Origin of the sequence: Staphylococcus sp. IVB6240, assembly GCF_025558425.1 — a bacterium.
Classification (GTDB): domain Bacteria; phylum Bacillota; class Bacilli; order Staphylococcales; family Staphylococcaceae; genus Staphylococcus.
Genome location: NZ_CP094718.1, coordinates 1,268,532 through 1,287,489 on the forward strand (window position 1 = coordinate 1,268,532; position 18,958 = coordinate 1,287,489).

Sequence of the window (18,958 nt, forward strand, 5' to 3'; positions counted from 1 at the left end):
AATGAATAATCGCACATTACTGATTGATGGCATGGCACTCTTATTTCGACATTTCTATGCTACCAGTGTTCATAAAAACTACATGCTTACTTCAAACGGATTGCCAACAAATGGGACACAGGGCTTTGTACGCCACGTCTTACGTGCCATCCATGATATACAACCAACACATCTCGCAATTTGCTGGGATATTGGGAAATCAACATTTCGAAATGAGCTGTATAGTGGATATAAACAAAACCGTCCCGAACCACCTGAAGCATTAATACCGCAATTCTCACATGTTCAACATATTTCACAGGAACTCGGTTTCTTCAATATTGGTTTACCTAATTATGAAGCTGATGATGTGATTGGAACGTTGGCAACACAAATGGCGCATGATCATACTGACAACGTCTATGTGATAACAGGAGATCGTGATTTATTACAATGTACATCTAACAATATACACATTTGGCTTGTCAAAAAAGGTTTCACGGAATATTTGAAGTTTGATGAACAAGTTTTCCGTGAACAATACGGTCTTGCGCCAAAACAATTGATTGATGTAAAAGCATTTATGGGGGATACGGCTGATGGTTATCCAGGTGTAAAAGGAATTGGTGAAAAAACAGCCATTAAATTAATTCAACAATATGGTTCAGTAGAAAATGTGATGACACATGTCGAATCATTAACACCTGGACAGCAGAAAAAAATTCAAACCGATATGGAGAATTTAATGAAATCAAAACAACTTGCTGAAATCATTTGCGATGTACCCATCCATACTAATGATTTATGGCAACAATTGGCTTATACATTAGACCTAGCACATATCATCCATGTATGTGAGCAACATGAATTGCGCGTTGCAAGAAAATATATTCTATCATTATAAAAAACCAAGCGAATTGCATGTTTTATTGAACTACAATTCGCTTGGTTTTTATTGTTTTGTGACACGATATAAGGTTTGTTGCGCGAGTTGATTGGCTTCCTTGTTTTGAGCACGTGGTATCCATTTAACAAAGCATAAATCAAAGGCCTGTGATAGTTGATTAAAGCGGTCTAAGTACGGTTTAAAACGTTTATTCTTCACAAAATTGCGATTTACGACATCTTCTATCAGTTGTGAATCTGTATAAATCAAGGCATTCGTCACTTGTAATTGTTTTGCTTGTTCCAATGCAAAAATGAGAGATTCCCATTCTGCACTATGGTTATCCATTTCACCTAAAACTTGTGAATACGTGTGACGTTCCGATTCTTCTACAATAACAACACCACAAGTACTCACACCTGGGTTTCCTTTCGTCGCAGCATCGAAATAAATTTTCGCCATTATTCATCATCCCTTACCTATAAAAAAGGGGACAAACACTTATGAATGTCCGCAATTTTTAAAATCACTTTTTCTCATAAATGTATTGTCACCTTCATTAACGATATCTTAAATATCATCATCATTTATTTTACCATGTCGATACATGGATTTCGCCCAATATCCAAATGGAACATTGAATACAGTAGATGCTAATTTTAATAAGTATGTTGTAATAAATATTTCTAAAATGACATCATTTGGTAGTGGCCCACCATAAAATGCAATCAGCACAAACAATGCAGTATCTATAATAGAACTTAATGCTGTACTTCCATATGCACGAATAATAAATGTACGATCAGATTTGAAAACCTTTTTGATCGCATGGAAGATAAACACATCGATATGTTGACCGATAATATACGCCACAATAGATCCCAATGCAATACGTGGAATAACACCAAAGATCGTTTTTAATGCCTCTTGTGAAATATCCGCTTCACTTGGTGCGAAAGCTAACGATACTTGCATGACAGCAATCATAACGAGTGTTGATGAAAAGCCAAGCCACACAGCTTTTTTAGCCACTTTTCTCCCGTAAATATCATTCAAAATATCTGTTGCTAAATAAATAGACGCAAACATCACATTTCCTAAAGTGGCAGATATTGTAAAAATATCTACAGTTTTAATCACTTGAATATTAGCGATGATTGTCCCAATCGCAACCCAAGCATACAATCCTTGTTTGCCAAAAAATCGAAACATGGCAACCATAAATACAAAAGTCAGGATAAATGCCCCGAGACCTACTAATTCATTATACATATTAAATTCCTCCTAAATTTTGATCATGCGGGTGTTTAGAAACCGCAATTGACAACTTATACATCATAGAACAGACAAATATAAAATTCAACAAAAAATTTTGTATATAAAAGGTTGTGAGAGAAGCGTTTAGAATTTGAGCAGAATCGGAGCAATGAGTAAAATCGCTTTTTGATTTTATCGAATTGCGATATTCTGCCGAGACTTCTGCTTCTCGAACACTGATATGACGAGGTTGTGAGAGAAGGGCTTAGAATTTGAGCAGAACTTAAAAAAATGACTATCTGTATCTAAAATTTCATATCATGACACCTTTTTATATATTTAGTATAAACATGTCATCCACTAAAAAATAAGACTTAAAACCCCCTTAATAAACAGGTGTGAAACATTTCAATGAAGGCCTATTTCATGTTACGATTATCTTTGTTTAACACAATATTATGCGAGGTGATAGATATGTTAACAGACGAGAAAAGACAAGCGATTGAGACCATTGATACATTAATGGCTGATTATTGTACCCAATGCTTAATCAAGTCGCACCTAAGAAAAGAAGAAAGTAAGACATCAGCACATCATTTTTGTATTAATGAATGTTCTGTTGGCCAACGTATCCAAGCCTTAGGAAAATATCTTCAATAACTCGCTGTAATATGAGGAGCGTAATAAACTATGGAAATTATTAAAATCGAACCAACACCAAGTCCCAATACAATGAAAGTGATTATTTCTGAAAAACGTCAAGATAATCAATCGACAACATATACTGAAGTAAAAGAAACTCAACCTATATTTATTAATCAATTATTGACGATTGAAGGCGTCAAATCTATTTTTTATGTTTTAGATTTTTTAGCGATAGACAAAATGCCTAAAGCTGATTGGGAAGATGTATTGCCACAAATAACAGCGATGCTTAACGGTGAAGAGACCTCTCATCAAGAAACAGCAGACACACAAGGACACTTTGGCGAAGTAAAAGCTGAAGTATTAAAATTTAAAGATATTCCTTATCAAATCAAATTAACAACAAATAGTGAGGAACAACGCCGTCAATTAAGCGATCGCTTTATCGATGCAATGACAGCGGCACAGTTACCTGGAGATAATGTGGTATTTTTAAGAAAATGGCATAATTTAGGTGTCCGTTATGGAGAACTGGAACAAATCATGGATGAAGTAGAAGAAGAAATGAATGCCTTATATCCTACGAGTGAATTGCAACAATTAGTTGAACGTGCACAATCAACAACATCACAAGAGATGCCCGTTAAAGAATATCAGCATGTGACGTTAGAAACCTATCAACAAGCAGAAGATTGGAAGGCACGTTTACGTATGCTTACCGCTTTTCCAACACCTACTGAAGCTGACTATCCATTGTTAGCACATGTACTAACTGAAGAAAAGGTTCAACTTCGTCGTGAGGGTATTGTTCTCTTAAGTATGATAGAAACAAAAGACACATTACCTTATCTCTATAAAGGGCTCCAAGATAAAAGTCCAGCTGTAAGAAGAGCAGCAGGAGACGCTTTAAGTGACTTAGGCTTTGCTGAAGCACTTCCTGAAATGGAACGTGCACTTGATGATGCACATAAAATCGTTCGTTGGCGTGCAGCCATGTTTATCTTTGATGAAGGGGGAGAAGCACAACTGGCCACATTAAAAGCACATCAAGATGATCCTGCATATGAAGTGCGTATGCAAATAAAAATGGCAATTGCACGTATTGAACAAGGCGAAGCAGCACTTGGTTCTGTGTGGAAACAAATCGCAAATCGAAAACGATAAATGATGTTATAATATTGAATAAACACAAGTTAATTAAAGGAGCGAATAAATATGAATGCTTACGATGCATATATGAAAGAACTTGCCGCACAAATGCGTGGGGAATTAACACAAAATGGTTTTACAAGTTTAGAAACTTCTAAGTCAGTGTCACAATACATGGACGAAAGAACAGACGATGAAACGACATTTGTTGTCATCAACTCGACATGTGGATGTGCAGCTGGTCTCGCACGTCCAGCAGCAGTTGCTGTAGCAGAACAAAACGAGAAGAAACCAGATAATAAAGTCACTGTATTTGCTGGTCAAGATAAAGAAGCAACTGAAACAATGCGCGACTATATTCAGCAAGTCCCATCTAGTCCATCATTTGCACTCTTTAAAGGTAAAAACCTTGTTCACTTTACACCACGTGAACACATTGAAGGTAGAGATATTAATGATCTAGCAATGGATATTAAAGAAGCTTTTGATTCACACTGTTAATCATTTTTGAAATGCTGAGACTATTTTTTCATAAATTGTCTCAGCTTTTGTTTTTTATTTTTCAAAAACTGCAAAATCGTCTATTATAGAGGATAAAGGAAAGGGGTGAACGTCATGAATCCATTTGATCAGGCATATCACGATTTATGCACTGAAATTTTAGAGATAGGCAATCATCGAGATGACCGAACAGCAACAGGTACCATTTCCAAATTTGGACATCAATTACGATTTGACCTATCAAAAGGTTTTCCATTATTAACAACAAAAAAAGTATCATTTAAACTTATCGCAACTGAACTCATATGGTTTATTCGTGGCGATACCAACCTAAGATATTTACTACAATATAACAATAATATTTGGAATGAATGGGCTTTTGAAAAGTATATAAACAGTTCTGACTATACAGGACCAGATATGACTAACTTTGGGCATCGCAGTTTAACTGACCCAGCGTTTAAAGTGCAATATGATGAGGAAATGAAAAAGTTCAAGGATGCAATACTTCACGATGATGCGTTTATGAAAAAACATGGTGATTTAGGCAATGTATACGGTAAACAATGGCGAGATTGGGTAGGTGCTGACGGCAAACATTATGATCAACTGAAAACGGTGATTGAACAAATCAAGACATCACCAAACTCAAGACGTCATATTATCAGTGCTTGGAACCCTGCCGAAATAGAATCAATGGCATTGCCACCTTGTCATACACTTTTTCAGTTTTATGTAGAAGATAACAAGTTAAGTTGCCAACTATATCAACGTAGTGCCGACATATTTTTAGGCGTTCCATTTAACATTGCGAGCTATAGTCTTCTGACACATTTAATCGCTCGAGAGTGTGGTTTAGAAGTGGGCGAGTTTGTTCATACATTTGGAGACGCACATATTTATAGTAATCATCTTGATGCTGTAAAAACACAATTGACACGTACAAGTTATGCACCACCTGAGTTGTGCATTCATACAGATAAATCAATATTCGATCTTGAATATGAAGATTTAGAAATTAAAAACTATACGTCTCATCCACCTATCAAAGCACCGATTGCGGTGTAATTTTGAGGAGTGATTATTTTGACACTATCTATACTCGTTGCACACGATGAAAATCGAGGCATCGGTTTTAATAACCAATTACCATGGCACTTACCGAACGACCTTAAGCATGTTAAAGAATTAACAACGGGTCATACACTTGTAATGGGGCGTGAAACTTATGAATCGATTGGTCGTCCTTTACCTAATAGAAAAAATGTCGTGTTGACACGTAATCCAGACTTTAAAGCTGAAGGGGTCGAAGTGATCCATCAACTTGAAGATATTGCAAAATTAGAAGGACAAGTGTTTATATTTGGTGGTCAAACGTTATTTGAATCTTTCATCGATACAGTTGATGATATGTATATCACAGTGATTCATGATACGTTCCAAGCAGATACGTTTTTCCCACCTTATACATTTAAAGATTGGGAAGTTCAATCATCAGAAGAAGGTCAAGTTGATGACAAGAACCGTTACCCACATACTTTTTTATACCTTACTAGAAAATAAATTGGAGGCAATACATTATGCAACGAATTATTGTTACAGATTCTACATCTGACTTAAATCCATCGTATATAGAAGAACATGGCATCCATGTGATTCCATTAAGCGTTACAATCAACGGTAAATCATATGAAGACCAAATTGATATTTCTTCTGAAGACTATTTAAACTACTTAGGTGATGATTCATATGATTTAAAAACAAGTCAACCCCCTTTAGGGAAATTTGTTGAAAAATATGAAGAATTAGCTAAAGATGACGTTGAAATTATTAGTATTCATTTAACATCTGGCCTAAGTGGGACAGTTCAAACGGCACGACAAGCAAGCGAAATGGTTGACGGTAATATCACAGTGGTGGACTCTAAATTTATCGCTTGGGGCTTAGCTTACCAAATCCAATATTTAGTTAAATGGATTGAAGAGGGCATTCCAACTGAAGAAATTCTCAAAAAACTTGAGAAATTACAAAAAAATATCAAACTGTACGTTGTTATCGGACAACTTGATCAATTAATTAAAGGTGGCCGTATCAGTAAGACAAAAGGCTTCTTAGGAAATCTTATGAAAATTAAGCCAATTGGCGAATTAGTGGATGGCAAGTTAGAAATGATTCACAACGTTCGTACACAATCGGCATGTGTGAAACAATTGATTAGCGATTTAAAACCATTTGCTGGAGATTCTAAACTCGAAAGTGTCGGTATATCACATGCAAATGCAGAAGATTTTATGAATAAAGTAAAAGATAAAATGAATGAAACGTTTGAAATTGGTAACTTTAATTTAAATAATACATCTCCTGTTATTTCTACACATACAGGTACTGGTGCAATTGGCTTAATCGCTTTAAAAGAAGATACATACTAAATGAAATGAGGGATGGCTATGGCATATGCAACATTAGCAGGCGGATGTTTTTGGTGTTTAGTTAAACCATTCACATCTTTTGATGGTATTGAAGAGATTCTTTCATGATATAGTGGTGGCCATGTTGAAAATCCTACTTATGAGCAAGTATGTTCTAATACAACAGGTCATGTAGAAGCTGTACAAATCACTTATAATCCTGATGTGATATCATATGAAGAAATTTTAGATATTTACTTTAAAACATTTGATCCAACAGATGATAAAGGGCAATTCTTCGATAGAGGGGACAGTTACCGCCCAGTCATCTTTTATCACAATTCAGATCAACAACAAGTTGCGCTAGAGAAGATTAGAAATCTAGACGTACAAGGCGTTTTTGATAAACCAATTGTGACGCCTGTTGAACCTTATAAGAATTTTTATCCAGCTGAAACACATCATCAAGATTATTATCTTAAAAATCCAGCACATTATGAACAGTATCAAAAAGGTTCAGGCAGAAAAGCATTTATAGAGAAACATTGGGGGGATATGCATGATTAAAAAAGACAAATCAGATTTAACAGATATCGAGTATCTTGTGACACAGCAAGATGGCACTGAACCACCATTTGAAAACGAATATTGGAATCACTATGACAAAGGGATTTATGTCGATAAACTTTCAGGTAAACCATTGTTTACTTCAGATGATAAATTTGAATCAGATTGTGGTTGGCCAAGTTTCTCTAAGGCGATCAATGACGATGAAATCATTGAGCTTGTCGACAAATCATTTGGTATGTTGCGTACTGAAGTTCGTTCAGAAGGAAGCAATAGCCACCTTGGCCATGTCTTTAATGATGGACCGAAAGAACGCGGTGGATTACGTTATTGCATCAACTCTGCAGCGATTCAATTCATTCCATATGAAAAATTAGAAGCACTTGGTTATGGCGATACAATTAAATTGTTTGATAAATAAAGAGGAGTGAGCGTCATGTTTAAAAAGTTATTTGGAAAAGGCAATGAAGCGAGTAAAGATATTAAAGTATATGCACCAATCACAGGTGAATATGTGAAAGTAGAAGATATTCCAGACCCAGTATTTGCACAAAAAATGATGGGTGATGGTTTCGGTATTCAACCTAGTGAAGGGAAAGTCGTTTCACCAATTGAAGGTGTTGTTGATAATGTATTCCCAACAAAACATGCGATTGGTTTAAAAGCTGATAATGGTTTAGAAGTTCTTGTTCATATCGGATTAGATACTGTTCAATTAAACGGTGAAGGCTTTGAAACACACGTAGAAAGTGGAGATCGTGTAAATGTTGGTGATACACTTGTTACGTTTGATTTGGATTATATCAATGCTAATGCAAAATCTACTATCTCACCAATCATTATTACAAACTTCGCTGATCACGTAGAATCACACCAACTTCATGATGTGACGACATTAGAAAAAGGCGAAACACTTGTATTTGATGTGACTGTGAAATAATGAAAGATGCCTCATTTTATCAATTTGCTTTGACAGTAAGAGGACGACGAGATGATAAAGGTGCATTTGCTGAAATGATATTCCAAGATCTTGATTTTCCAAAATATGAAACGGATTTTGATCAATTATCAAATTATATTGAAACAGAAGGCACTTATTCATTACCACTTTCTGTATTTGATAGCTTGTATGAAGAGTATCAAGAGTGGCTTCAGTTTTAATTGACACGTTCATCCTGTCACATTGCAAATAGTATTCAAGAAAGGTTGAGATATGAATCATGTCCCAACCTTTTTTGAGGCATACATATATAAAGCTTATGACAGGATGGCGAAATAACCATCATTACAATACGGACTAAAATAATTGGCTCCTATCAACATCTTCCACTTTTAGCGATTCATTAAAAAGGAGCTGAAACATGAAACCATTTAAATCAAAAAAATCTGGAACGACAACTTATGTTCCACTGAAATATGTTGTCATAAGTATTCTATTCACCATCATCATTACAGCTGCGATCATCCTTACGATCTTATGGTATTGGAAAAACACTTCAACGGATCCGAGTATTCAAAAAAATGCTGAAAAACTCGGTGAAGTCTATGAAGTAATTGCAACTGATTATTATAAAAACAAAGACAAAGAATTATTACTTGAAGATGCGATAAAAGGGATGACCAAAAGTTTAAAAGATCCATATACAGAATATATGTCAACTGAAGAAACAAAATCATTCAATGAAGATGTCTCTGGTGACTTTGTCGGAATTGGTGCTGAAATGGAACAAAAAAATGAAAAAATCTATATCGCCAGCCCAATCAAAGAATCACCTGCAGAAAAAGCGGGTATTCAACCAAAAGATGAACTCATTGCTGTAGATGGAAAACCTGTAAAAGGGAAACAATTAACTGAAATTGTTAAAGAAGTTCGAGGTAAAGAAGGAACCACTGTTAAATTATTAATTAACCGTAATGGCGATGAAAAAGAATTTTCAATTAAACGAGAAACCATTCATGTAGAAAGTGTTAAACATGAGAAACATGGCCAAACACATGTCTTTAAAATCAATAAATTCCAAGAAGGCACTTCTGATGAATTAAAAGCTGCTATTGAAAAGGCACAAAAACAAGGTGCCAAACATATTTTAATTGATTTACGAAATAATCCAGGTGGACTACTTGATGAAGCTGTCAATATGGCGAATATTTTTGTTGATAAAGGTGAAACAGTTGTCCAACTTGAAAAAGGCAAGCAAACACGTCAAATTACAACAGATCACGCACGCCTCAAAGGTATTGAAAAACTTGATGTCGGTATCTTAATGAATGAAGGTTCTGCTAGTGCTTCAGAAGTCTTTACAGGGGCATTAAAAGATCATGGTATCGCAAAAGTATATGGCGAAAAATCATTTGGTAAAGGCATTGTTCAGACAACAAGAGAGTTCAGCGATGGCTCACTATTAAAATTTACTGAAATGAAATGGCTCACACCGAAAGGCCATTATATTCATGAAAAGGGCATTAAACCAGATGTTGAAATAAAAGGAGCAGCATATGAAAATATGAAAGTCATTCCGTCAGATAAAACTTTCAAAGTTGGAGATAAATCTGAATATATTAAATCACTTAAAACTGGACTCGATGCGCTCGGTTACGATGTCGGCGAAATGAATGAAAACTTTGATTCTACATTAGAAGAGGCAGTGCGTAGTTTCCAATCAGATCAAAAAGTGGAATCTGATGGGGTATTCAATCGTAAAACCAACGAAAAACTAACTGAACAACTGGTGAACAAATCAACTGAAGAAGATGTCATGTTAGATCTTACACTCAAGAAAATAGGAGAGTGATGATAATATGAGACTTGCCACTTTAGCAGATATTGAACAGATTCATTTTTTAGTAGAAGAAGCCAAACAATTAATGCAACAAGATAATAATCCACAATGGGATGCAAACTATCCCGTATTAGAAGACTTTAAAAAAGATATTCATGAACAAGCGTTATATGTTCTTGATGAAGACAATATCATTAAAGGATTTATCGTCAAAAATCGTGATATGCCAGAATGGTATGATCAATTTGATTGGCCACTTAATAGAGAACATGTATTAGTCATTCACAGACTTGTCGCATCCTCACGCTATCCTGGCACTGCACAAATATTAATGGATTATGCTATCTCAAATGCGCAACAACAACAAATGACAGCATTACTCACAGATACATTTTCTAAAAATCAACGTGCTCAAAAATTTTTTAGGAAACATCATTTTATCAAAATAGGGGAAATGCAAAGTGATATTTTCCCCTTTGATAAAGGTGAACCATTTTATGCATACTACAAAATATTGAATTAGAATGAGAGGGAGAATATGGTTAAAATCGCATTTACAGGTGGCGGCACAGTCGGTCATGTATCCGTAAACTTAAGTTTAATTCCAGCCGCTTCAGAAAAAGGATATGAAACGATTTATATCGGATCTAAAGAAGGTATTGAACGTGAAATGATCACAACACAATTACCAGATACGCCTTATTATCCAATTTCTAGTGGAAAGTTACGTCGTTATCTCTCAAAAGAAAACGTAAAAGATATTTTTAAAGTTTTAAAAGGAATTCTAGATGCACGTAAAATTTTAAAACGTGAAAAACCACAATTAATCTTTTCAAAAGGTGGATTTGTTTCAGTGCCTGTTGTCCTAGCAGCAAAGTCATTGAACATTCCTGTCATCGTACATGAATCTGACCTTACACCAGGCTTAGCGAATAAAATTGCCATGAAGTTTGCTAAAAAAATCTATACGACTTTTGAAGATACTTTAAAATATGTTCCTGAAAATAAAGGAGTCTTTGTAGGCGCAACAATTCGCGAAGATCTAAAAAATGGAAGCAAAGAACGTGGTTATGCTTTAACAGGATTCGAAGCATCTAAAAAAACATTACTTGTCATGGGTGGCAGTTTAGGAAGTAAAAAAATAAATGAAACGCTTCGACAAGAACTGGATCATTTATTAGAAACATACCAAGTCATTCATCTAACAGGCAAAGGCTTAAAAGATGATCAAATTCAAAAACCAGGCTATATCCAATATGAATTTGTGACTGATGAATTAACGGACTTATTAGCCATCACAGAAACAGTCGTTTCACGTGCAGGTTCAAATGCCATTTATGAGTTTTTAACCCTGCGCATTCCAATGCTTTTAATTCCTTTAGGGTTAGATCAATCTCGTGGCGATCAAATTGATAATGCAAACTACTTTGCGCAACAAGGTTATGCGATGACTATTGATGAATCGACATTATCAGAAGCGACAATGACGACTTCTTTAGAGGGACTTGAACAAACAAGAGAACAACTTATTGAACGTATGCAAGCATTTACAGAAAGCTATACGAAAGAAGCATTACTAGAAAAAATCATCCATGACGGTCTATCATAAGGAGATACACATGACACAGTGGAAAAGAATATTATGTATGTTTATTTGTATGGTGTTATTTGTATTCATCGCATTTTTCCATACATCTGACTTAGGTGTATGGATTGATGATCATGTCTATAAATGGATTTTTTCAACGCATAGTGATGTCATGACATGGGTATTCCTTGTGGTTACACATATTGGAGAAGTGATAGGTATGGCCATCTTAACAACAATGATGGTGTTGTTATTAATGAAATATGGCTATCGAACTGAAGCACTTTATATAGCACTTACTATGATTCTTGCTGGTTTAACAAATCCGATTTTAAAACATATTTTTAATCGTGAACGTCCTAGTATCATGCGTTTGATTGATATTTCAGGCTTCAGCTTTCCTAGTGGCCACGCAATGGGATCAACGGCTTTCTTTGGTAGTCTCCTCTACATTGCTATTAGAATTTTAAAAGGAAAGTCAAAAGTTTTTATGATGGTGTTTTCAATTTTAATGATCTTATTAATTTGTGCATCACGTATTTATTTAGGTGTTCATTACCCAACAGATATTTTAGCAGGGATTTTAGGTGGCTTATTCTTTGTAATCTTCACTCAGATGATTTTAAGAAAACCTCTTAATATTTCCTAATCAAATAAAAGCCGTTGCAACATGTCAGTGCAACGGCTTTTATTTATAAGTTTAATTTAATATCAACGAAATTTTTATACGGGCATATAAAAGGGGATATTATTTGAAAATGACTCAATCGTTAGAACGAATAGTGTGGGGGGAATCGTTGTGATTGATAATCATTTTCAATTACATTATAACTCATTGAGAATAATTGTCAATTAGAAAGTTAGATTTTTTAACTTTCTCAAATAAATATTATGACTTATGATTATAGATGAGGTGACAACATGAAAAATGTATTAATTATTGAAGATGAACAAAACTTAGCACGCTTTATTGAACTTGAATTGAAACACGAAAATTATGAAGTGGCAATTAAAAATGATGGGCTATCAGGTTTAAACACAGCATTACAACAAGACTTTGATATTATTTTATTAGACTTGATGTTACCCGGTATTGATGGATTAGAGGTGTGCAAACGACTGCGTAAGCAAAAAGATACACCCATTATTATGATTACAGCAAAAGGGGAAATATATGACAAAGTTCTAGGACTTGATTATGGTGCCGATGATTATATTGTGAAACCTTTTGAAATTGAAGAACTATTAGCGAGAATGCGTGCGCTTGTGAGACGTTCTTCTGATGATCAACATAGTTCAAAAGACATAGTTGAAGTCAGTGGTATCGTCATTGATAAGAGTGCTTTTCACGTTTCATATGGCGAGCAAAAAATAGAACTGACAAAAACAGAATTTGACTTACTACTCGTCCTTGCAGAAAATAAAAATCATGTCTTGCATCGTGAACAAATTTTAAATCACGTATGGGGCTATGATTCAGAAGTTGAAACAAATGTCGTCGATGTCTATATTCGATATTTGCGCAATAAATTAAAAGCCATTCAAAAAGAGAAAATTATTGAAACAGTTCGTGGCGTAGGGTATGTGATACGTCAATGAAACAACCGACACTAAAAACAAAATGGACACTTGTCACGACGGTCATTACCTTTTTAATTATTTTTATATTTTGTCTGTTAATTATTTATGCTGTCAGTAGCTTATTAAAACAGCATGAACTGGAAGATGCGGAACACAGTGCAGACGAACTTTATCAGCTACTTGCTAACAAGCCTTTAAAAGATATAACACCATTAGATTTTAGTTCGGTAACAACCAATCATCAAAAAGTGATTTTATATGATCGTAATGGCACACATATTATGGAAAATGAAAATGCTTCAGATGTTCAGTTTATACCTGAATTCGAAAAGGTTTCAGACCGCAGTGTACGCATCATTAAAAACAGCCAAGGCTCATTTATTATCGTATCAAATCCAATTCATACAAATCACTTTAAAGGTTATTCAACCATCATACATCCACTCGATGTATTTGATGATCTCCTGAACTTCATTACATATCTTGCACTTATTTTTGGTCTTATTGCATTATTTGTGACAGCAACTATTAGTTATGCTTTTTCGGCTCAAATTACACAGCCTATTAATATCATTACAGATAAAATGACACAGATTAGACGCAATGGATTCCAAGAAAAGCTAGAAGTGCCAACAAGTTATGAAGAAACGGATGCATTAATTGATAACTTTAATAGTATGATGATGAAATTGGAAGATGCGTTTAATCAACAACGTCAATTCGTTGAAGATGCATCACACGAACTGAGAACACCCTTACAAATTATTCAAGGTCACTTAAACTTGATTCAGCGATGGGGAAAAAAAGATCCAGCCGTTCTTGAAGAATCATTGACAATTTCACTTGAAGAAATGAATCGTATTACTAAGTTGGTTGAAGAATTACTTCTCTTAACAAAAGATGATCCGAAATCTATAGAAAATCAAATTGAACAAGTTGATGTGAATTTAGAAATTAAAAATCGCTTGAACTCATTAAAACAAATTCATCCTGATTATCAGTTTGAATTTGAAACAAACCAAGATTTCATTTATCTCAATATGAATGCATTTCATCTTGAACAAATTTTATTAATCTTCATTGATAATGCGATTAAATATGATCAAGAGAATCGTCATATTTGTATTAAAACAAAACATATTAATCAACGGGTCCTTATCGAAATAAAAGATCACGGAATGGGCATACCAAAAGAAGACCAAGAACATATCTTCAATCGCTTCTATCGCGTTGATAAATCTCGTTCACGACAACAAGGTGGTAATGGCTTAGGTTTATCTATTGCATTGAAAATGGTTAAGCTCTATGACGGTCACATTACTGTGAATAGTGAAGAAGGGTCGTACACAATATTTACGATCAGTTTTAATTCTATGAAACATCATTAAAATAACCATTTTTTGCCTTTAAATGTTCACAATTTAATGCTATTATTTACTTGTAAGCGTTTTTATTCTTTCTGTGGAGGGTGGATTATGAAAAACGATAAACAGGTGAGTGAAGCGCCTGTAAATTTTGGGGCTAACTTAGGATTAATGTTAGAACTTTTCGATCAATATTTAGAAGATCCTAATTCTGTATCTGAAGATTTACAAGTGCTTTTCGGCACAATTAAAAATGACAACACATCTTATTCAAACGTATCAACACAATCGAGCTCAGGGGATAACACAATTAAACGTGTTATGCGCTTGATTGATAATATTCGACAATATGGGCATTTACTAGCTGATATCTATCCAGTAAACAGATCAGAACGTACGAATATTCCTAAGTTAAACATTGAAGATTTTAACTTGGATCAACAAACACTTGAAAAAATTCCAGCTGAGATTGTCTCAGATCATTTTAAAGACATTTATCCAAATGCTTTTGAGGCCATTCAGCGTATGGAAAAGCGATATAAAGGATCTATTGCTTTTGAATATACACATATTAATAATAACAAGGAGCGTGTATGGCTGAAGCGCAGAATCGAAACACCATATAAAGCGACCTTGAATGATGATGAGAAAGTTGAACTTTTCAAATTACTAGCACATGTTGAAGGATTTGAAAAATATCTTCACAAAAACTTCGTTGGTGCAAAGCGATTCTCAATTGAAGGCGTTGACGCACTTGTACCAATGATTGCTCAAATCATTAAACGTGCAGCTGAAAATGAAATTGCTAATATTCAAATTGGTATGGCACACCGTGGTCGTTTAAATGTGCTAACACATATTTTGAAAAAGCCATATGAAATGATGCTTTCTGAATTCATGCACACTGATCCAATGGCATTTTTACCAGAAGATGGTAGCTTAACGCTCACTTCTGGTTGGACAAGTGACGTGAAGTATCATTTAGGTGGCGTTAAAAAAATCCAAACTCACGGTATTGATCAACAAATTACGTTAGCGAACAACCCAAGTCACCTTGAGATTGTTGCGCCAGTTGTCACTGGACGTACAAGAGCAGCACAAGACTACGCTGAACAGTCAGGTCAACTTGAGTCTGATTACAACCGCGCAGTACCTATTATTGTTCATGGTGATGCTGCTTATCCAGGTCAAGGTGTTAACTTTGAAACAATGAACTTGGGTAGCTTAGAAGGATATAGCACGGGTGGTACTGTTCATTTAATCACAAATAACCGTATCGGCTTTACAACAGAGCCAACAGATGGCCGTTCAACAACTTATGCAACAGACGTCGCTAAAGGCTATGATGTTCCAATTATGCACGTCAATGCGGATGATGTTGAAGCAACAATTGAAGCCATTGATATTGCAATGGAATTCAGAAAAACATTCCATAAAGACGTTGTCATTGACATCGTTGGATATCGTCGATTTGGTCACAATGAAATGGACGAACCTATGTTAACAAACCCATTACCATATAAAAACATCAAGAAACATGAAACAGTAGAAGTGATTTATGGTAAAAAATTAGTTGATGAGGGTGTCCTAAAAGAAGACGAAATGCAAGCAATCATGGATGACGTACAAAAAGAAATGCGTCAAGCACATGATCAAATTGATAAAAGTAATAAAAACGATAATGCTGAAATGGAACGACCAGAAAATATTGCTGAACCATTAGCAAGTAATGAGTCTGAACTTTCATATGATCGTTTAAAAGAAATCAATGATGCAATGCTCACTTACCCTGAAGACTTCAATATCTTTGGTAAATTACAACGTATTTTAGAACAACGTCGTAAACCATTTGAAAGTGAAGAAGGTCTTGTTGATTGGGCACATGCAGAACAACTTGCTTTCGCATCTGTTATGCAAGAAGGCACACCAATCCGTATGACTGGTCAAGACTGTGAACGTGGTACATTCAGTCATCGTCATGCTGTATTACATGACCAAGACAGCAATAAAGTGCACATTCCTTTACAACATGTACCAAATCAAAAAGGTACTTTCTACATTCACAATTCACCATTATCTGAATCAGCAGTTGTTGGTTTTGAATATGGCTACAATGTTGAAAATCCTTCATCTTTCAACATTTGGGAAGCACAATTTGGTGACTTTGCAAACATGGCACAAATGTATTTCGACAACTTTATATTCTCAAGTAATGCGAAGTGGGGCGAACGTTCAGGACTTACATTCATGTTGCCACATTCATTTGAAGGACAAGGTCCAGAACATTCATCAGCACGACTAGAGCGTTTCTTACAACTTGCAGCAGAAAACAATATGACAATTTGTAACTTATCAAGTTCAAGCAACTACTTCCACTTGTTACGTGCACAAGCAGCAAGTCTAGGTACTGATGCAATGAGACCACTTGTATTAATGTCACCAAAAGGCTTATTGAGAAATAAAACAGTCGCACAACCTATTTCTCAATTCACATCTGGTGGTTTTGAACCTATCTTAGTAGGCACACATGATCCAGAAAAAGTGACAAAGGTCATTCTTGCATCTGGTAAAATGCTTGTTGACTTAAAAGAAGCATTAAGCAAAGAACCAAATGAAGCGATTGCACTTGTAGCAGTTGAAAGATTATACCCATTCCCTGAAGAAGAGATTGTTAAGTTCTTAGAAACATTACCAAATCTTAAAACAGTTGCTTGGGTACAAGAAGAACCTCAAAACCAAGGGGCATGGCATTTCGTTTATCCAAAACTTAATGACATCGTTGGTGATAAATACGAACTTGAATATGAAGGTAGACCACATCGTGCAGCACCGTCTGAAGGCGATGGCGAAATCCATAAAATTGTTCAAAATAAAATTATTGAAAATAGCTTAAATATCTAGGGGGCATATTAAAATGGCAGAGGTAAAAGTTCCAGAATTAGCAGAATCAATTACAGAAGGTACCATTGCTGAATGGTTGAAAGAAGTCGGCGACACTGTCGAAAAAGGGGAAGCAATCTTAGAACTGGAAACAGATAAAGTAAACGTTGAAGTCGTTTCTGAAGAAGAAGGTACGATTCAAGAATTACTTGCTGAAGCAGGCGATACTGTAGAAGTGGGGCAAGCAATTGCAATCGTTGGCGAAGGCGGTGCAAAACCAGCCGAGAAAAAATCAGATGATAAGCCAGCTGCAAAAGAAGAAAGTGCGTCTGAACCTGAGCCATCAAAAGAAACAGAAGAATCAACTTCTTCAAATGATCGCGTTAATGCAACACCATCTGCTCGTCGTGCAGCACGTGAAAAAGGTATCGACTTAGCAGAAGTAAGCGCCAAATCAGGCGATATTTTACGCAAAGAAGATGTAGAACGTGGCAACAAACCAGCTGAGAAGAAAGAAGAGAAAAAAGCTGAAAAACCAGCTGCGCCACAAAATCCATCTAAACCAGTGATTCGTGAAAAAATGAATCGTAGAAAACAAACAGCTGCACGTAAGTTATTAGAAGTAAGTAACAACACAGCGATGTTAACAACATTCAATGAAGTTGACATGACAAATGTTATGGAACTTCGTAAACGTAAAAAAGAAAAATTCATGGAAGATCATAATGGTACAAAACTTGGCTTCATGTCATTCTTCACAAAAGCTGCAGTTGCTGCATTGAAGAAATACCCTGAAGTAAACGCTGAAATCGACGGCGAATACATGGTAACGAACCAGTTCTATGATATCGGCGTTGCCGTTTCAACACCGGGTGGTTTATTAGTACCAAACGTGCGCGACTGCGATAAGAAAAACTTTGCTGAGATTGAAGAAGAAATCGCAAACTTAGCTGCAAAAGCACGTGATAACAAATTATCATTAGATGATATGATTAATGGTTCATTTACAATCACAAATGGTGGTATCTTTGGTTCAATGATGTCTACACCAATTATTAATGGTAATCAAGCTGCAATCTTAGGTATGCACTCAATTATTACGCGTCCAATTGCAATTGATAAAGACACAATTGAAAATAGACCAATGATGTACTTAGCATTAAGTTATGACCACCGTATCATCGATGGTAAAGAAGCTGTAGGATTCTTAAAAACAATTAAAGAACTTATTGAGAACCCAGAAGATTTATTACTTGAATCTTAATTTATAGCTCATATTCGTTTCGAGCCAGAAGTGTCCATGAAAATTGGCACTTCTGCCTTTTTTTATTGTTTGAAGAAATGTGTATTTTGAGGATATTGAAAACTGATAC

20 protein-coding genes and 1 pseudogene are annotated in these 18,958 nt (G+C 35.3%); 19 read left to right on the forward strand and 2 right to left on the reverse strand.

Translation table 11 applies throughout. From position 1 onward, the window contains the following. Position 1 precedes the first annotated feature (1 nt). Positions 2-883, forward strand: coding sequence for a 5'-3' exonuclease (locus MUA88_RS06215; RefSeq protein WP_262605235.1), 882 nt, complete (start codon positions 2-4; stop codon positions 881-883). A 48-nt stretch (positions 884-931) separates the two neighbouring features. Here the strand turns inward: MUA88_RS06215 and MUA88_RS06220 are convergent, their stop codons facing one another. Both MUA88_RS06220 and MUA88_RS06225 read right to left on the reverse strand, forming a co-directional pair. Beyond that, on the reverse strand, positions 932-1,327 hold the full coding sequence (locus tag MUA88_RS06220) for a ribonuclease HI family protein (RefSeq protein ID WP_262603328.1): 396 nt from the start codon (positions 1,325-1,327) through the stop codon (positions 932-934). Positions 1,328-1,435: 108 nt separating this feature from the next. Beyond that, positions 1,436-2,137, reverse strand: a complete 702-nt coding sequence (locus MUA88_RS06225; RefSeq protein ID WP_262603329.1) for a queuosine precursor transporter — start codon at positions 2,135-2,137, stop codon at positions 1,436-1,438. Between the two features lie 411 nt (positions 2,138-2,548). On the opposite strand from MUA88_RS06225, the gene MUA88_RS06230 reads away from it, so the two are divergent. From MUA88_RS06230 to sucB, 18 genes and pseudogenes are all read left to right on the forward strand, one after another. Next, the gene (locus MUA88_RS06230) at positions 2,549-2,782 is read left to right on the forward strand and encodes a zinc-finger domain-containing protein (protein WP_481906538.1); all 234 of its coding nucleotides are present in this window, start codon (positions 2,549-2,551) and stop codon (positions 2,780-2,782) included. A 30-nt stretch (positions 2,783-2,812) separates the two neighbouring features. Beyond that, positions 2,813-3,931 (forward strand): conserved virulence factor C family protein, encoded by a 1,119-nt coding sequence (locus MUA88_RS06235; protein ID WP_262605236.1) that lies wholly within the window; start codon positions 2,813-2,815, stop codon positions 3,929-3,931. 51 nt (positions 3,932-3,982) lie between these two features. Then, on the forward strand, positions 3,983-4,417 hold the full coding sequence (brxA, locus tag MUA88_RS06240) for a bacilliredoxin BrxA (RefSeq protein WP_262605237.1): 435 nt from the start codon (positions 3,983-3,985) through the stop codon (positions 4,415-4,417). A gap of 114 nt (positions 4,418-4,531) precedes the next feature. Continuing rightward, positions 4,532-5,485 carry a thymidylate synthase gene (locus tag MUA88_RS06245; protein ID WP_262603332.1) on the forward strand — a complete coding sequence of 318 codons (954 nt, stop codon included), beginning with the start codon at positions 4,532-4,534 and terminating at the stop codon, positions 5,483-5,485. Between the two features lie 18 nt (positions 5,486-5,503). After that, positions 5,504-5,980, forward strand: a complete 477-nt coding sequence (locus MUA88_RS06250) for a dihydrofolate reductase (protein WP_262603333.1) — start codon at positions 5,504-5,506, stop codon at positions 5,978-5,980. Positions 5,981-5,997: 17 nt separating this feature from the next. Further along, a complete protein-coding gene (locus MUA88_RS06255) occupies positions 5,998-6,846 on the forward strand; it encodes a DegV family protein (RefSeq protein WP_481906598.1) in 849 nt (282 codons plus the stop codon). Between the two features lie 18 nt (positions 6,847-6,864). Further along, positions 6,865-7,392, forward strand: a pseudogene (msrA, locus tag MUA88_RS06260) (peptide-methionine (S)-S-oxide reductase MsrA). Continuing rightward, positions 7,385-7,813: a peptide-methionine (R)-S-oxide reductase MsrB gene (msrB, locus tag MUA88_RS06265; RefSeq protein WP_262603335.1), complete on the forward strand. Its 429-nt coding sequence runs from the start codon at positions 7,385-7,387 to the stop codon at positions 7,811-7,813. The pseudogene msrA and the gene msrB overlap by 8 nt, the downstream one beginning before the upstream one ends. A gap of 15 nt (positions 7,814-7,828) precedes the next feature. Then, the gene (locus MUA88_RS06270; protein ID WP_262603336.1) at positions 7,829-8,332 is read left to right on the forward strand and encodes a PTS sugar transporter subunit IIA; all 504 of its coding nucleotides are present in this window, start codon (positions 7,829-7,831) and stop codon (positions 8,330-8,332) included. Continuing rightward, on the forward strand, positions 8,332-8,553 hold the full coding sequence (locus MUA88_RS06275) for a YozE family protein (protein WP_262603337.1): 222 nt from the start codon (positions 8,332-8,334) through the stop codon (positions 8,551-8,553). The genes MUA88_RS06270 and MUA88_RS06275 overlap by 1 nt, the downstream gene beginning before the upstream one ends. Positions 8,554-8,753: 200 nt before the next feature. Continuing rightward, entirely contained in the window at positions 8,754-10,184 is a 1,431-nt protein-coding gene (locus MUA88_RS06280; protein WP_262605238.1) for a S41 family peptidase, read from the forward strand. A gap of 7 nt (positions 10,185-10,191) precedes the next feature. After that, entirely contained in the window at positions 10,192-10,695 is a 504-nt protein-coding gene (locus tag MUA88_RS06285) for a GNAT family N-acetyltransferase (RefSeq protein WP_262603339.1), read from the forward strand. A 15-nt stretch (positions 10,696-10,710) separates the two neighbouring features. Further along, complete coding sequence (gene murG, locus MUA88_RS06290) at positions 10,711-11,781, forward strand: undecaprenyldiphospho-muramoylpentapeptide beta-N-acetylglucosaminyltransferase (RefSeq protein WP_262605239.1); 1,071 nt, start codon at positions 10,711-10,713, stop codon at positions 11,779-11,781. 10 nt (positions 11,782-11,791) lie between these two features. Beyond that, the gene (locus MUA88_RS06295; RefSeq protein WP_262603341.1) at positions 11,792-12,409 is read left to right on the forward strand and encodes a phosphatase PAP2 family protein; all 618 of its coding nucleotides are present in this window, start codon (positions 11,792-11,794) and stop codon (positions 12,407-12,409) included. A gap of 272 nt (positions 12,410-12,681) precedes the next feature. Beyond that, positions 12,682-13,359 carry a response regulator transcription factor gene (locus MUA88_RS06300; protein WP_262603342.1) on the forward strand — a complete coding sequence of 226 codons (678 nt, stop codon included), beginning with the start codon at positions 12,682-12,684 and terminating at the stop codon, positions 13,357-13,359. Then, positions 13,356-14,729, forward strand: a complete 1,374-nt coding sequence (locus tag MUA88_RS06305) for a sensor histidine kinase (RefSeq protein ID WP_262603343.1) — start codon at positions 13,356-13,358, stop codon at positions 14,727-14,729. The genes MUA88_RS06300 and MUA88_RS06305 overlap by 4 nt, the downstream gene beginning before the upstream one ends. An 87-nt stretch (positions 14,730-14,816) precedes the next feature. Continuing rightward, positions 14,817-17,606: a 2-oxoglutarate dehydrogenase E1 component gene (locus MUA88_RS06310; RefSeq protein ID WP_262605240.1), complete on the forward strand. Its 2,790-nt coding sequence runs from the start codon at positions 14,817-14,819 to the stop codon at positions 17,604-17,606. Between the two features lie 13 nt (positions 17,607-17,619). Next, positions 17,620-18,849, forward strand: a complete 1,230-nt coding sequence (gene sucB, locus MUA88_RS06315) for a dihydrolipoyllysine-residue succinyltransferase (RefSeq protein WP_262605241.1) — start codon at positions 17,620-17,622, stop codon at positions 18,847-18,849. The last annotated feature ends 109 nt before the right edge of the window (positions 18,850-18,958 follow it).